The sequence below is a fragment of the Psychrobacter sp. 4Bb genome, from assembly GCF_002836735.1.
Classification (GTDB): Bacteria; Pseudomonadota; Gammaproteobacteria; order Pseudomonadales; family Moraxellaceae; genus Psychrobacter.
In genome coordinates this window covers 133551-149397 of the sequence record NZ_PJAS01000059.1, presented here as the reverse complement: position 1 = coordinate 149397, position 15847 = coordinate 133551, and the positions used below count along the sequence as shown (strand labels likewise).

The 15847-nt window shown below is 42.0% G+C and carries 16 protein-coding genes; 12 read left to right on the top strand and 4 right to left on the bottom strand.

Annotated features, from left to right (window positions below):
• The first annotated feature begins 108 nt into the window (after window positions 1–108).
• The 7 genes from CXF60_RS06660 (at window position 109) to CXF60_RS06630 (ending at window position 6211) form a co-directional block, all read left to right on the top strand.
• Window positions 109–1074, top strand: a complete 966-nt coding sequence (locus CXF60_RS06660) for an RDD family protein (RefSeq protein WP_102091299.1) — start codon at window positions 109–111, stop codon at window positions 1072–1074.
• A gap of 290 nt (window positions 1075–1364) precedes the next feature.
• Window positions 1365–1769 (top strand): 30S ribosomal protein S6, encoded by a 405-nt coding sequence (gene rpsF / locus CXF60_RS06655; RefSeq protein ID WP_101205443.1) that lies wholly within the window; start codon window positions 1365–1367, stop codon window positions 1767–1769.
• A 16-nt stretch (window positions 1770–1785) separates the two neighbouring features.
• The gene (gene rpsR / locus CXF60_RS06650) at window positions 1786–2016 is read left to right on the top strand and encodes a 30S ribosomal protein S18 (RefSeq protein ID WP_010198808.1); all 231 of its coding nucleotides are present in this window, start codon (window positions 1786–1788) and stop codon (window positions 2014–2016) included.
• Window positions 2017–2036: 20 nt separating this feature from the next.
• Window positions 2037–2543: a 50S ribosomal protein L9 gene (rplI, locus tag CXF60_RS06645; protein ID WP_057759378.1), complete on the top strand. Its 507-nt coding sequence runs from the start codon at window positions 2037–2039 to the stop codon at window positions 2541–2543.
• Window positions 2544–2897: 354 nt separating this feature from the next.
• Complete coding sequence (locus tag CXF60_RS06640) at window positions 2898–3137, top strand: hypothetical protein (protein ID WP_101205444.1); 240 nt, start codon at window positions 2898–2900, stop codon at window positions 3135–3137.
• A 469-nt stretch (window positions 3138–3606) separates the two neighbouring features.
• Window positions 3607–4962 carry a GntP family permease gene (locus CXF60_RS06635; protein WP_102091298.1) on the top strand — a complete coding sequence of 452 codons (1356 nt, stop codon included), beginning with the start codon at window positions 3607–3609 and terminating at the stop codon, window positions 4960–4962.
• A 112-nt stretch (window positions 4963–5074) separates the two neighbouring features.
• Window positions 5075–6211 (top strand): glycerate kinase, encoded by a 1137-nt coding sequence (locus tag CXF60_RS06630; RefSeq protein ID WP_102091297.1) that lies wholly within the window; start codon window positions 5075–5077, stop codon window positions 6209–6211.
• 111 nt (window positions 6212–6322) lie between these two features.
• Here CXF60_RS06630 and CXF60_RS06625 read toward each other — a convergent pair whose 3' ends face one another.
• Window positions 6323–7192: a LysR family transcriptional regulator gene (locus CXF60_RS06625; protein ID WP_102091296.1), complete on the bottom strand. Its 870-nt coding sequence runs from the start codon at window positions 7190–7192 to the stop codon at window positions 6323–6325.
• Between the two features lie 107 nt (window positions 7193–7299).
• On the opposite strand from CXF60_RS06625, the gene CXF60_RS06620 reads away from it, so the two are divergent.
• The 3 genes from CXF60_RS06620 (at window position 7300) to CXF60_RS06610 (ending at window position 8911) form a co-directional block, all read left to right on the top strand.
• A complete protein-coding gene (locus tag CXF60_RS06620; protein WP_102091295.1) occupies window positions 7300–7800 on the top strand; it encodes a lactoylglutathione lyase family protein in 501 nt (166 codons plus the stop codon).
• A gap of 194 nt (window positions 7801–7994) precedes the next feature.
• Entirely contained in the window at window positions 7995–8189 is a 195-nt protein-coding gene (locus CXF60_RS06615; RefSeq protein ID WP_102091294.1) for a hypothetical protein, read from the top strand.
• Window positions 8126–8911: an enoyl-CoA hydratase gene (locus CXF60_RS06610; protein ID WP_102091293.1), complete on the top strand. Its 786-nt coding sequence runs from the start codon at window positions 8126–8128 to the stop codon at window positions 8909–8911. Before CXF60_RS06615 ends, CXF60_RS06610 begins: the two co-directional genes overlap by 64 nt.
• Window positions 8912–9100: 189 nt before the next feature.
• On the opposite strand, the gene CXF60_RS06605 is transcribed toward CXF60_RS06610, so the two are convergent.
• From CXF60_RS06605 to CXF60_RS06595, 3 genes are all read right to left on the bottom strand, one after another.
• On the bottom strand, window positions 9101–9439 hold the full coding sequence (locus CXF60_RS06605) for a RidA family protein (protein WP_102091315.1): 339 nt from the start codon (window positions 9437–9439) through the stop codon (window positions 9101–9103).
• A gap of 163 nt (window positions 9440–9602) precedes the next feature.
• Complete coding sequence (locus tag CXF60_RS06600) at window positions 9603–10850, bottom strand: NAD(P)/FAD-dependent oxidoreductase (protein ID WP_102091292.1); 1248 nt, start codon at window positions 10848–10850, stop codon at window positions 9603–9605.
• Window positions 10851–11193: 343 nt separating this feature from the next.
• The gene (locus tag CXF60_RS06595) at window positions 11194–13383 is read right to left on the bottom strand and encodes an ATP-dependent helicase (protein ID WP_102091291.1); all 2190 of its coding nucleotides are present in this window, start codon (window positions 13381–13383) and stop codon (window positions 11194–11196) included.
• Between the two features lie 422 nt (window positions 13384–13805).
• Between CXF60_RS06595 and ychF the strand changes: the two genes are divergently transcribed.
• Both ychF and CXF60_RS06585 read left to right on the top strand, forming a co-directional pair.
• Window positions 13806–14897 carry a redox-regulated ATPase YchF gene (gene ychF / locus CXF60_RS06590; RefSeq protein WP_101205452.1) on the top strand — a complete coding sequence of 364 codons (1092 nt, stop codon included), beginning with the start codon at window positions 13806–13808 and terminating at the stop codon, window positions 14895–14897.
• Between the two features lie 128 nt (window positions 14898–15025).
• Window positions 15026–15646 carry a hypothetical protein gene (locus tag CXF60_RS06585; RefSeq protein WP_145990206.1) on the top strand — a complete coding sequence of 207 codons (621 nt, stop codon included), beginning with the start codon at window positions 15026–15028 and terminating at the stop codon, window positions 15644–15646.
• The last annotated feature ends 201 nt before the right edge of the window (window positions 15647–15847 follow it).

The following is a 15847-nucleotide window of genomic DNA, read 5'->3' as shown; positions in this document are numbered from 1 at the left end:
ACGTTTAGTCACAGCGGTCATTCACACAGTCATTAAAGATACCACTATTAGGGTCTATTTGATTTTTTCAAATAGACCCTAATATAATGTCCTAAGACATGACTAACTATGCAGGCAATTATGCAGATTTTCCTTGCTCGAAATAACGTACAAGCTGGCCCATATCAGTTGGAGCAGCTGAATATCATGCTGGCATCTGGTGAAGTATTGCTTGATGATTTGATGTGGCATGAAGGCTTAGCTCAGTGGCAGCGCATAGGTGATCTTACCAATAACCAAACGGTGTATCGCCCGACCAGTGCTAACACGCCTGAAGTAAACGACTCTATCATCAATAACGTGACCGTCTTCCCTGAAGATACCAATAAAGCGAAAGATGATAAGTCAGTATCGTTAGACAGACTATATGGCAAGCCTGAACGTCCTAAAAACGTGAAAGCCGACATGACGACCAATCGTCATCAAACGCCGCACAACAATGTCTCACTGAATAAGTCTACTCTCAAAAAAGCTGTTGCAGACAATGATAAAGTCGTCGGCAACGTGGTACTTGCGCCAATTATGTCACGCGTATTGGCAACCGCGCTTGATTGGCTGCTACTAATAATGGCGTTTCTTCCATTAATGCTAGCTATGAGAAAGTTGGGAGACATGCCCACAGACTTACAGAATATGGAAGCAGTAATTAAATATTCTTTGAGTCTTTCTGAAAGTATTCCGCAAGCGACACAATTAATATCCAATGCGATGGTTTTCGGCCTTATCGCTTTGCAATTACTTTTTATTATCTTGCGGGGCCAGTCGTTAGGTAAATTGATTACGGGAATTCGTGTTGTAGATCAAACCACCCATCATTTACCTTCTTTTCTTAGATTGGTTGTGATACGTACTCTTTTTCTAGCACTACTTTATATCCCCCTTTCTACTTCATTTATAGTACTGATACCTTTAGCCATTCATTACTATATGGCATCTAAAAGCCCTGAAAATATTGGTTGGCATGACAAACTTGCCAAAACCTTAGTGGTCAAAGCAGACAGTAGCCAATTGGTAAAAAAATCAAAACCTGAATAATAGTATTTGATTTGGATATTGGTTTTATAGCTCGTTATACTTAAAAAAGCTGCGTACTATCGCGGCTTTTTTATTTATCAAAGCTTATTTAGCCTCTTTTTATATTTTATTGACAGTAGCTTGGTGATTAACCTTTGTGTTAGTTGCCGAGTACTGTTATAATACGGCGCTTTATAAACTAAGCTTATTCTTGATTGTTTTTTATAAAATATGACTAGAATTGGGCTTACCTTATAAATCTCCTTGCTATTAACATAGGGTTAATAGCTACTAATCCGTAAGGAGTCATAATGCGACATTACGAACTGGTGTTACTTGTACACCCAGACCAAAGCGACCAAGTGGTCGGCATGGTTGAGCGCTACATCAAGTTAGTTCAAGACAACAACGGTGTTATCCATCGTCTAGAAGATTGGGGCCGTCGTCAACTGGCTTATCCAATCAACAAGATTCACAAAGCTCATTACGTTCTTTTCAACATTGAAACTGACGGTGAAACTTTAGCTGAACTTGAAGAATTATTCCGTTATAACGACGCGATCATTCGTAGTCTAGTTATGCGCCGTGACGAAGCTGTCACTGAAGAGTCGCAGTTAGCCAAGAATGCCGATGAAAAACGCGCACGCAAAGCAACTACTCGTCGTCCAGACAATCGTGAAAACGATAATGACGACAACGACAACAGTGAAGACTAATTAAAGGAGAATACTCATGGCACGTTTCTATCGCCGTCGCAAATTCTGCCGTTTCACTGCTGAAGGCATCACTCACATCGACTATAAAGATGTTGAATTGCTAAAACAGTACATTAGTGATAATGGTAAAATCGTACCAAGCCGTATTACTGGTACATCTACTAAATATCAGCGTCAATTAGCGACTGCTATCAAGCAAGCTCGTTACTTATCGCTACTTCCATACACTGATAACCATCAAGGTTAACCGCTAACTAGGAATGACTCATGCAAATTATTTTGTTACAGCGTATCGTCAACCTTGGTAAACTCGGTGAAACTGTCGATGTAAAACCAGGTTACGGACGTAACTTTCTTATCCCTCAGGGCAAAGCGCTACCTGCTACTAAAGCTAACATTGAAAAGTTCGAAGCACGTCGTGCTGAACTTGAAGCTGAAGAAGCAAAAGAGATCGCTGTTGCTCAAGAGCGTGCTGATGCATTGACTGACGTTAATGTTATCATGCGTGCTAAATCAGGTGACGAAGGCAAGCTATTCGGCTCTATCGGTACTCGCGATATCGCTGAAGCATTGACTAACTCAGGTCTAGAAGTAGACCGTGCTGAAATCAAGCTACCTGAAGGCACTCTACGTCAAGTTGGCGAATACAATGTTGATATTCAGCTACACCATGACGTTACTGCTAGCATCTTAGTTACTATTCTTTCTGAAGATGGTAACAACGAAGATTCAGCTGACGAAGAAGCTGCTGAAGAAGACTATTCTGAAGAGTAATCTTCTATATAGTTAGACTCAGTCTGCAAAAAGCCAGCAACTTAGGTTGCTGGCTTTTTTAAGTGCGTCCTTTTTGACATTAGAGTTTATATATTTAGACAATTTATAACGCTAACTTGCACTCCTTTATCTCGATAAATTAGGATTTTATATATTCCTAAACAGCTTAGGATTTTCAAAAAATCTATTGCTATGATAACAGTGTTATCTATGCAATATTGTAGTAACTAAATGCAACAATTGCCTTAAAAACGCTATACCAAACAACAAGATACTGCCTATATAATCATCTTTATTACTATTAGCAGAATTGATAATCTACTGCTATCTAATGTACTAATAGGGCGCAAGAACATGAAAGAAAATCATAACATTCATACCAATGACAAGCTTATCTGTACTCAAGGTAATGCATACTACTCCGAAGGTGAGGTGTATACAGTTGGCAGAATAGTCAATGACAAATACTTTCAGCTGCTGACCAGTGGCAATGATGATCATTGGTATGCCACGTTGGATGATCAAGGCATTTACGTCAGCTTTGATACTGCAACTGCTACCAATAACAAAGCTTTTTTTGATAAGATTGCCTAACTATAAATAACGGTACTTCTTAGAATACCTATTCTAAAAATAATCATTACTCAGGTAGGTAAATATTGTTTAGACAAAAACTGGTCATTATAGATGGCCAGTTTTTTTTGGTTTGAAGTATTAGCAATTGATAGTTATAAAAGTATTTCCACACACCTCTTCGACGTTTTATTACTAACTTCTCTCATTTCAAAATTAAGTATCTCTCGATTTTTTGTCAACAGCGCCAACTATTTAACGAATCTATTTCCTAGCGGCGTCTATTTGCTATAAAATATGCCCCTTTAAAATTTCGTATCGTTAGTGATGCAGATAGTTGGTCCAATATCGTTTAAATGTAGATATGGTAAAAGCACTTGCAAGCACTACGCAAAGTAGAATTAGCAAGCTATATACCGTATTTAATCTCGATATAATTGGCTGTATTGCATTGGTAATCAATTAAGATATAAACCATATTGAGACAGTGATGATTGTATTTTGGCTTGTGCTGACCATTCTTTTTATTATTTTCGCTACCGCAAAATTAAAGTGGCATCCCTTTTTAGTATTGATTCTCTCTGCTTTTTTGGTCGCGCTATTTTATCAAGTACCGCTTAATACTGTCGCCAAAACGATCTCTGATGGTTTCGGTGGTATCTTGGGCTATATCGGTCTTGTGATTGTATTTGGTACAATTATTGGCTTAATCCTTGAAAAAACGGGTGCTGCTATCGTAATGGCAGAGTCAGTCATTAAAGTATTGGGGCCACGCTTCCCTACTTTGACCATGTCTATCGTCGGTGCAGTCGTTTCTATACCTGTATTTTGTGACTCTGGATATATTATCTTGAACTCTCTAAAAGAGTCTTTGGCTGAGCGCTTACATGTATCAAGTGTCGCGATGAGCATTGCCTTGGCCACTGGTCTATACGCTACCCACACCTTTGTCCCACCGACGCCAGGCCCAATCGCAGCGGCAGGTAACTTAGGTCTAGAGTCAAATTTGGGTTTAGTCATCATGGTCGGTGTGGTCGTGACAGCAGTTGCAGTACTGGCTGGCTGGTGGTGGTCTAATCGCTTCCTTAACGCTACTCCTGACAATATCAATGCGGCAGATGCTCCAGCAGCAATGCCTGAAGGAATGAAAACTCGTGACGATTACAGCCATTTGCCTTCAGCGACAATGGCTTTCTTGCCGATTATCGTTCCTATCATATTAATCTGCTTATCGTCGGTGGCTAATTTCCCAAGTGCACCGTTTGGTAGTAGCATGGTAGCGGAGATTTTGATATTCATTGGTAATCCGCTTACTGCACTACTTATCGGTTTGTTCTTATCCTTTTTCTTGATTAAATCAAGCCAAAAAACGCAAGAAATCAGCGACAGTATCTCGCAAGGTTTGGTAGTAGCAGCCCCTATCCTATTGATCACTGGTGCTGGTGGCGCATTTGGTGCCATGCTAAAAGTGACGCCGATTGGCGATTATCTAGGTTCGACGCTATCTGCCTTAGGATTGGGTATTTTTATGCCATTTATCGTCTCTGCTGCGCTAAAAACAGCACAAGGCTCAACCACGGTCGCATTGGTCACAACCTCTGCAATGGTTGCCCCACTGTTGAACCAAATTGGCTTGGACAGTGAGCTTGGCCGTGTATTCTGCGTGATGGCAATTGGTGCTGGTGCCATGACCATCTCGCATGCCAATGACAGCTTCTTTTGGATTGTTAGCCAGTTTAGTCGCATGAGCGTGGCACAAGCGTACAAAGCTCATTCAATGGCCACTGGTATCCAAGGTGTGACTAGCATCGTATTTATCTGGTTATTGACCCTAGTGTTTATCTAGTTCATAAAATTGGGTATTTATACATACGTTTATTTGATGATTGCTAAGTAAACGTTTTAAAACATGACACTATCGCAATGATCGTGTCATTAAGATATTCAAAGAGAGCCGTATGAAAATTTTGATCGCCCCTGACTCGTTTAAAGAAAGTTTAGAAGCACTGGACGTGTGCCATGCCATTCAATCTGGCTTTAGCCAAGTGTTTCCAGATGCTGACTATAAGCTGTTGCCAATGGCCGATGGCGGTGAAGGTACCTCAGCGGTATTGTCTTATGTATTGGGCGGGCGCTGGAAAGAAGTCAGAGTACATGACCCGTTGATGAGGCCGATTACGGCAAAGTATCTGTTATTGCCTGATGCGACTGCTGTTATCGAAGTGGCTCAAGCGTGCGGATTGCACCTACTGACAGCTGATGAGCGTAATCCCGTTATTGCGAGTAGTTATGGTGTTGGGGAGCTGATCGAAGATGCGTTAGAAGAAGGTGCTAAGCGTATCGTTATTGGTCTAGGTGGTAGCGCAACCAATGATGCAGGTCTTGGCATGCTAATGGCGCTAGGCATAACATTTCATGACATGAATGATAGCCTGCTCACTCATGGTGGTGGCGCACTTGCCAGCCTACATAAGCTCGATAATACTAGCCTTCATGCAAAGATATCAGACACGTTATTTGAAGTTGCTTGTGATGTGACCAATCCGTTATGCGGTCTGCTGGGTGCAAGCGCAGTGTTTGGCCCACAAAAAGGCGCTTGTCCAGAGCAAGTCAATACCTTGGACAAGGCACTCAGTCACTTTGCGACTATATGTGGAGAGCACGGCTATGAAGACTGTCAACACGTCGAAGGCGCTGGCGCTGCTGGCGGTCTTGGCTATGCGATGATGACATTCTTTCAAGCTCAGCTAAAGTCAGGCTTTGATACGGTTGCTGAAGTGGCGCACCTGTCACAACATATCGCAGAGGCTGATCTTGTCATCACTGGTGAAGGCAAACTAGATGCACAAACAGCCATGGGTAAAGTGGCAGGCGGTATCAGCCAAATCGCTAACGCCAGCCGTACACCTGTTATCGCTATCTGCGGCAGCGTCGATGGGCTAAAACCTGCTCAGACCAGCCAGTTCGATGTGGTCATGCCGAGTATCCAAAAGGTAGACACGATTGATAACGTGTTGGGTTCTGCTTATAACAATATTGAGACGACTGCTGCTAATATCGCTGCAAGTATCAAACTTGGGCAGACTTTAAAATAGACGCAATCTACCATAGTCGCAATCTATCAATGAACCTCCTCCACTAAATGCACAGCTATCGAGCGTTTTATTAGCCCTTTGTCAGCTGTGCATTTATCATTCTCAACATGTCTATAGCCATTTTTTTACTTCATCAATGACCGTATACATTCTATTAGAAAGTGCCTGCTGTCTTCTGACTGCCAGATATAGCGTTTCGCTAACGGCAACTGGTAAATGATGACTGTTAATCAGCTCAGGCTTTGGATAAGCAGCCACGGCATGGGCTGGCAAAACAGTAAAGCCTATTCCTCTGCTGACTGGCTCTAGTATCAGGCCAATCTGATTCGAAAAGCCCTTTTTCTCAAAGTCATTGATATGCTGAAATTGCTCATAATTGGCAGTTAGTAGCATACCTGCATGATGGGCGCCATCCGGATGATCGATAAATCCAAGCTCGATAAGCTGCTCCCAGCTAGGCTCTACTGTAGCCGCAGGGGTTACTAGTATCAATGCTTCTTGCGCCATAGGCTTGCAGCTAACCGTTTCATCATCTGAGATATCCGTCATAAAGCCAATATCAATCTCGTGATTTGCCAGTGCTCGCTCAATATCAGAATTTGGAGCAAAGCGGTAATCAATCACTAGTTTTGGATGCTGCTGCTGTAATGTCAAAAGCTGCGGATATAACTTGAGTCCCACACTACCCGGTGACATCAACCGCACCAATCCTTCATAAGGCGGATCTTCACCGATACGCTGTTCTAAATTTGATAATCGCTGCAATATCTCACCTGCTTCTTTATAAAGCTGCTCACCTGCATTGGTCAATGAGAACTGCTTTCCTTGTCGAATCAACAAGTCTGTATCTAGTTGCTCCTCTAGCTTACTTATGTGTTGGCTCACACCGGACTGCGTCATATATAGACGTTCAGCTGTGCGGGTAAAGTGCCCAACTTCAGCAAGCGTACAAAAGGTGCGTAACCATGTGATATTTATCATTACGTTTCATACTTATTTATATAATATTTGATAATTTTACATAATGAATATGCGTTTGTATACTGGCCTCACGTTAAACAAGAGTACAGCAAACAGGAGCACAAGCTATGAACAACGTTTATCCAAGAAGCTTTTCGCACATCGGTCTGTCAGTCCCTGACTTAGATGCCGCCGTAAAATTTTATACTGAAGTGATGGGTTGGTACACCATCATGGAACCAACTGAGATTGTCGAAGATGATAGCCCGATCGGTGAGATGTGTATCGAAGTATTCGGTGCTGGTTGGGGCAGCTTTCGTATCGCTCACCTATCTACTGGTGACCGTATCGGTGTTGAGATTTTTGAATTCAAAAATCAAGAAAACCCTGAAAACAACTTTGAATACTGGAAAACTGGCATCTTCCACTTTTGTGTTCAAGATCCAAACGTTGAAGAACTGGCTGAGCGTATGGTTGCAGCAGGCGGTAAAAAGCGTATGGAAAAACCACGTTACTACTACCCTGGTGAAAAGCCATATCGCATGATTTATATGGAAGACCCGTTTGGTAACATTGTTGAAATTTATAGCCATAGCTACGAGCTTATCTATAGCGAAGGCGCATACTAGGTTCAGTATAAATTTAAGTTAGTATAGATTTAGATTATATCTGATTGAAAAACCAATAGCGTACTCATCATCTGAGTGCGCTATTTTTTCGTGCGCTTTCTATGTGCTCCATCTATCATATAGAATATGAGCCATGCTACTATTTAGTCAGCTATATATAAAACTATAAACCAACCCATTATCAAGGATGATAAATGACTCAATTAGGCACCACTCTAGACCTAGACGACCTTCTGGTTATTAGAGAAGACAATAAAGAAAGTGGCGTCGTCACGCTCACCTTAAACCAACCCAAACAATTCAATGCCCTGTCCGTTGAAGTACTATCTGCCATGCAAGCAGAATTAGAGAAGACAATAAAGAAAGTGGCGTCGTCACGCTCACCTTAAACCAACCCAAACAATTCAATGCCCTGTCCGTTGAAGTACTATCTGCCATGCAAGCAGAACTGGATAATATCGCTCAAGACGATACGATCAGAGTCGTGGTTATTCAAGCGACAGGCAAGGCATTCTGTGCTGGTCATAATCTAAAACAAATGCGCGCACACTCAGATGCAGCATTTCACCGTGCCCTATTCCAACAATGTAGCAAAATGATGCTTACCATCAACCGTATGCCACAAGTCGTCATTGCAAAAGTACAAGACATTGCCACCGCTGCAGGGTGTCAGCTGGTCGCAGCTTGTGATTTGGCCGTTGCCGCTGATAATGCAAAATTTGCCACCTCTGGGATAAACGTTGGGCTTTTTTGCTCTACACCTGCTGTAGCCGTCAGCCGTAATCTACCTCGTAAGCAAGCATTTGAGATGCTGATTACGGGTGAGTTTATCGACGCGCATACTGCCTTGCAATATGGATTAATCAATCGAGTTGCGCCAGTAGAGCAACTTGATCTGACACTACAGTCACTGATAACAGTAATCACTGCCAAGTCTCCGGTAGCGGTGAGAACTGGCAAAGATATGTTTTATAAACAACTGGATATGAACGTTGAAGATGCATATGACTATGCCAGTGAAGTAATGACGGGCAATATGATGGTAGACGATGTGGGTGAAGGGATTGATGCTTTTATTGAGAAGCGCCAAGCAGTATGGAAAGGGTGTTAGTACCTATGACACTAATGACTGTATCGTTTAGCTGACGTCATATAGCGTAGGCTTTATCTAGAAAGCTAGCACGCCCTTTTTCAATAATTAAACTTGCTTATTGCCAAGCATAAAAAAGGCCACGATATCATTATCATGGCCTTTTTTATTTCTATTTGATACGGATGCTATAGGTACTATGAGCAGTCTTTACTCAGCAGCGATGGCGATCATCTCAACCAATAGCTCAGGACGTGCCAAAGCTGACTCGCCACAAGCGCGAGCCGGTGGCTGAACACCTTCAAACCACTGGTCATAAACTTCATTCATAGCAGCAAAATCAGCCATGTCTTTGATCCAAACCGTGACTGATAGTAGCTTTGATTTATCACTGCCAACTTCTTCTAGCAACGTTTGGATTTTTTCTAGACAAGTCAATGTTTGCGCTTTGATATCGTCTTCTGCATTACCTACCTGACCACACAAATAGATCGTCTGGTTATGGATTACGGTTTTGCTCATACGTTGATTGCTGTGTAGTTTCTTAATCATGTCTATACCTTTCATTTATTAATTTAATTCTGTGCTAACTATAGTCAATCCACTATAAAAGCGTTACAGCGTTAACCTCGCTTGAAGTATGACATATACATCTGCACTCGGTTGCCTTGTACCGCTCTTAAATTGGATCAACTATATATCAGATGCACGCTTAGTTAGAAAAACGCTGGGCACTAAATGGTGCAAGATCGACCAATGCAGGCTTATCGTGAATCATCTCTTCAACCAGACGACCTGTCATTGGCCCTAAGGTGAAGCCTTGATGGCTGTGACCAAATGCGAACCATAGTTTGTCATGCTTGTCTGCAGGACCGATTACTGGCTTCATATCAGGCATACAAGGACGTGATCCTGCCCATGCTTCGCTCTCAACCGCATCTTCTAATGGCAAGATTTTTTTAGCCAGCTTCAATACGGTTTTTAACTGGCCAAAGTTCTTTGGCGCATTCATCGTGGTCATCTCAGCACCAGTAGTAATACGGATACCCTGCTGCATCGGCCCCATCACAAAGCCTTTGTCCATATCAAACATACTGTGATTAATGGTGTTCTTTTCTGTCACTTTGAAATGCTGATGATAACCGCGCATTGGGAACAACGGCAGATTATAGCCAAGTGGTCTGATCAAATCATTAGACCATGGGCCTGCTGCGATAACCAATTTATCACTATAGTAGGTATCGTTATCAGTGATAATTTTCCAGCCTTCGCCATCTTGAACGATTTCTTTCACATCGCTTTCTTTAATCGTACCCTGCATATCTTGGAAGTTTTTTGCATAAGCTTTGACTAGCGAGCTTGGGTTCGATACTTGCCAAGAGTTTTTCCAATGAATCGCGCCAACGAAACCTTCAAAATTGGCGCGAGGCTCCATTGCTTTTAGTTGTTCAAGGTTCAATACATTGTGCTCAACCCCTTGATTACGCGCATCAATGGCGGATGCTTGCGCTTCTTTGAAAGTCTCTTCTGAGCGATGCAATTGTAGCCAACCATCACGAGTAATGAGCTCGTCAGCACCAGAAGCGCTAATCATGGTTTGGTGCTCACTAGTACAATGCTCAATCAACGTCTGCCACTCTGACTCGATTTTTTTGACAGACGCAGGCGTGGAGTATTTCCAGTATTGCAGCAGCGCTTGATGATAACGTAGAATCGCCGGTATGCGATAACGAATATCAGTACCTTGGTTCGGCAATACTCGGATCATCTCTGTCAGCTGACGCGGAAAAGGATGCGTATGAATCGCTTCGCGCTGAATCAATCCTGCATTGCCATATGAGGTCTCTGACCCTGGCAATTTCTTGTCTAAGAGTAATACATTTGAGTTATTTTTTTGTAGATGCCACGCGATTGACGTTCCAACCATACCTGCACCGATAACGATAACTTCATAGCGCATAACCTATCCTTTTCTTAGGGTGTTAATACAGAGTATCAAATATAAAGGTCTAACAGAATTAGGTGGTAATAGTAACGCATTAGGATAAATTTGAAACCCTTATCTGATAAATATTTTCGCGTCACATACTTTTGGTTATGGGGTTTTTGAGAAGGTATTTTTGATAGGAAGAATATTGGCCTTGAGCAATAATCTAGCAACAATTTTAGTGAAAATAGCGTCAAATTATCCAATGTTTTTAGTTATAAAACGTTCAAGTATTTGACAGCTCACTTGTCTATATTACTGCATAGCCTTATTAGCTTATGTTTAATTGATTGGATAATCAACTAAACATGAAGTATTACCACCATATTGGGTCATCGTCTTCTATCATGGTCCGCCTTGTCGTTTCAACCGTTACCTCATCCGCAGATAGCTCAGCGATAAAACGTGACGGCTTGTCAAAATATCCAGAATAACTGGAAAAATAATTCGGCGCGGTCAGATACAGCTGAGTTTTTGCACGACTACAGGCAACATAAAACAGCTTACGCTCTTCTTCTAATGCTTCAAAGTCATCCAAAGAACGATGATGCGGCGTGATGCCATCTACCAATGAGTTAACAAACACGACTGGCCATTCAAGCCCCTTAGCACTATGAATGGTCGAGATAGTAACTTTGTCATTGCTACTGTCTTGTCCATTATCCAGATTACCCATGACAGCAACCGAATCATTAGGTGGGTCCAAAGCGAGATTTTCTAAAAAGCTATCAAGGCTTGTGTGCTCTGTCGCTAAGTTCTTTAATACCCGAAAATCTTCGGTACGCTCACGCCAATTTTCTTCAATCAGCTTTAAGACTGGAATATAAAACTCAAGAATATGCTCGATAGCTGTCTCGACCGATTCAGCTTGCTGTGCCTTGGTAAGCGCATGATATAGAGGTTCTAGCTGATCACTTTTTTTTGCAAAAGGCGCTGCTAGTAAGGATTCAAATGCATTATTGTCAGCAGTAATAGCTTGGGTTAATCGCGTCGCCGTTACTGCTCCTACCCCTTTAAACAAAGTTAAAATACGATGCCAAGCAATCGTGTCATTTGGGTTATAGAGTATTTTGACAAAGGCCAATACGTCTTTGATATGACGTCTTTCAATGAACTTGATACCGCCCACGACGATAAAGGGAATATTGCGCGCCATAAACTCTAGCTGTATGTAATTGGATTGAAATGACGTACGGCATAATACCGCAAAGTCTTTGTAGTCATACTCTGGCTTTAGCGCGACAATCTTATCAGTGATATAGCCCGCTTCTTTTGGCTCATCACTGAGTCGTCGAAATACTGGCTTGTGTCCTTCTATTGGCGCATCAGAATACAGCTGCTTTTGATAGCCTAGCGTGATTTGCGCGGACAACGCATTGATATAATTTAAAACGGACGGCGAGCTGCGATAATTTTGCTCAAGCTTAATAAGTTTGGCATGAGGATAAGTCTCACCGAACAGCAAAATGTTTTCATAATTGGCACCGCGAAACGCGTAAATACTTTGATTGTCGTCACCGACTACCATCAGCGATACCGTCTCAGGCTCACATATTAAGTCGATTAGCTGCTTTTGCGGAATATTAGTGTCTTGATACTCATCAACCATAATGTAACGATACTGGCTTTGCAGCAGCTGTCGAAAAGTGTCATTGGTTTTTAAATGACGTACCACTTGGCTGATAATATCGTCAAAATCATATAAGTGATTGGCGCGCTTGTACTCATGAAAGTCAACTGCCAGCTGCTCGATGATAGGAGTATGCACAGCGATATCTGGGTAGTTACTTTCGATTAAGTCGCGAATATGTATACGTCTATTTCTAGACGTCGATATGATATTTTGCAGCGTTTTTTTGCGTGGAAAGGCTTGTGACTTGGTCTGATTAGGATACTTTTTTTCTTTATGCACCAAGTCGATAGCATCCTCACTATCACCCGTATCCAAAATCGTAAACCTTGGATTGATACCGAGTAGTCCTGAATACTGACGCAGTAACATATTGCAAAACGAGTGAAAAGTACCACTAGTGATATCGTTGAGCCGCTTATCAGTTGGTAATTTACCCTTGGCCAAATCTTCATCAGAGAAACTATTGGTCAATAAAGTCTTTGCACGACTTTTTATTTCATTTGCCGCCTTACGCGTAAAAGTCAGTAGCAAAATCTCTTTAGGCGACACCCCATTTTCCAGTAGATAACTGGTCCGATAGGTCAAGGTTTTGGTTTTGCCTGAGCCAGCTCCAGCAATGACCAATACTTTGCCCTCGATCGTAGTCGCGGCCATTAGTTGATCGGGATTTAACTCTCTAGCATAATCGACCTTTAACCCCAGTCCACTATCTAGCCTCTGCTTTAACAATTTGATGTTTTTCGGCTCAGCAGTATCGATTAAATTTGCCTCTAACTTTTTAATAGCCTGCTCAAGCCGAGTCAGTTTAGGCTTCATCTCAAGGAAGTTCTGCGGGTATTTATAGTGGCGTGTGTCAAAAATCGAGGTTGTCATTGTCTAAAATTGCCTTACATTTTATTTTGGCGATATTATCAGCGTATATCTGACTGTCTATAGCTTTAGAATAATTATGATTTGCTAAACTTAGCAGAGTATATATGCTGAATTTTCGTGAACTTTCAGTCCTTATCTATGAGTGACAGTTTACCATATTAAAAAATAGAGTTTACCAACCCACATAAGCTATGTGTCACTCCTATGTGTCACTCCTATTGGTTAGCCTTGTTCATTTTTAAGCCTTTAATATGACCTGCTTTTATCGTAAAGATGCATATTGTCATCGGGTAAAAACCTGAGCATATACCGTAACAACCTCACCCCTATTCAGGTAAATTTGCTACAATGTGCCCAATTTTGATTTATCATTTAACCAAACTTTATACCAACTGATTTTATTAATACATTGAGAGAATGTTATGGGTTTTAATTGCGGCATCGTCGGCCTACCAAACGTGGGTAAATCCACCTTGTTTAATGCGTTGACCAAAGCGGGTATCGCCGCTGAAAACTTTCCATTTTGTACCAAAGATCCCAACACGGGTATCGTGCCAGTACCAGACCCACGCCTAAAGCAACTGGCTGATATCGTCAATCCTGAACGCGTTCTACCAACGACCATGGAGTTTGTTGATATCGCAGGTTTGGTCGCAGGCGCATCAAAAGGCGAAGGTATGGGTAACCAATTCCTAGCCAACATCCGTGAGACCGATGCGATTGCTCACGTTGTACGCTGTTTTGATGATGACAATGTCGTCCACGTTGATGGCCGCGTTAGCCCGATTGATGATATCGAAACCATTAACACTGAGCTCGCATTGGCAGATTTAGAAGCTGTTGAGCGCGCAATCCACAACCAAACCAAAAAGGCTAAAGGTGGTGATAAGGACGCGCAAGCATTGCTTGATGTGTTCAAAAAAGTTGAACCATTATTAGCAGAAGGTAAAGCGGCTCGTGCTGCTAACCTAGACGCTGATGAGAAAAAACTGATCAGAAGCTATGGTTTAATTACGCTAAAGCCAACCATGTATATCGCTAACGTCGCTGAAGATGGTTTTGAAAATAACCCATACCTTGACGCTGTTCGTGACTATGCCACTGGTGAAGACTCTATCGTCATCGCCCTATGCAACCAGATCGAATCTGAAATTGCCCAGCTTGATGAAGACGATAAAAAAGACTTCCTAGCTGAGATGGATATGGAAGAAGCGGGTCTTGATCAAGTCATTCGCGGTGGCTATGACTTACTTGATATGCAGACTTACTTTACCGCTGGCGTAAAAGAAGTACGTGCTTGGACTGTCGCTATTGGTGCGACAGCGCCGCAAGCAGCTGGCGTGATTCATACTGACTTTGAGCGTGGTTTTATTCGTGCTGAAGTCATTGCGTATGATGACTTTATCGAATACAACGGTGAAAAAGGCGCTGCTGCTGCTGGTAAATCGCGTTTAGAAGGTAAAACTTACATCGTACAAGATGGCGACGTGATGCACTTTAGATTTAACGTATAACTTTAAATAGTGTAGCGTGTTTAAAGTTAATTAGCCGATGTTGGATATTCTCCATCATCGGCTTTATTTTGTCAGCATATTGTTATATTATAACATATCTTTATTTTGCTTATTTGAGGGTTCATACTGTGACTAATTATTTTTCTTTTCCTTTTTCTAGACTTGCAGGTATTACGATACTAGGTAGTGTGATGGCAGGCTCTTTACTGGGTTGTCAGCCAAACAGCGATACCGATGCAGCGGTATCTGAAAAAGCAACAGTAGATAATCATGCCGAACATGAACAAGGTCATGAAATGCATGATGATAAAGAGCATGAAGATCACGGCCACGAAGAGCATAGCGATATAGAACATGGTCATGAAGGGCCTAATCATGAAGATCACAGTCATGAAAGTCATAGCCACGAGGAACATGCGCACGCAGGTCATGATCATGCAGCTCATGCCAGCAACAGCACTCCTTTCTCTTGTGAGCCTACTGCTATTATTGGTGTTTCTTATCATAGCGACAGTACACCACAGACAGCGCATTTGCTCATCGATGGTATCGAATACGATTTAACAGCTACTGCTAATAGTGAAACTGATGCTGATAAGGGCATCTATACCAGCGATATTGGATTAGACGATACACACGGCATCATATGGCAAGTAAATGGAGACAAAGCCACATTGCTTAATAAAACACTGGACAGCGATGTAGCTATCGACAAGGAAGACGTACTTTTTAACTGTCAAAAGTCTTAATATAGTTGATTCCATATAATTTGGATACAAGCAAGGCGAATGAAAGCACTACCAATAGTAGGCTAAGCGAAACTGACACCGTATCCAATTTATAGGGCATTAACTCTGGTCAAAGAAGTCTAAAACGGGTACAAGGTAGCCGACGGCAGATTGTACAAATAGTAGCTCTAAGGAGGGGAACGCCGTAGCAGTTTAGTAGTT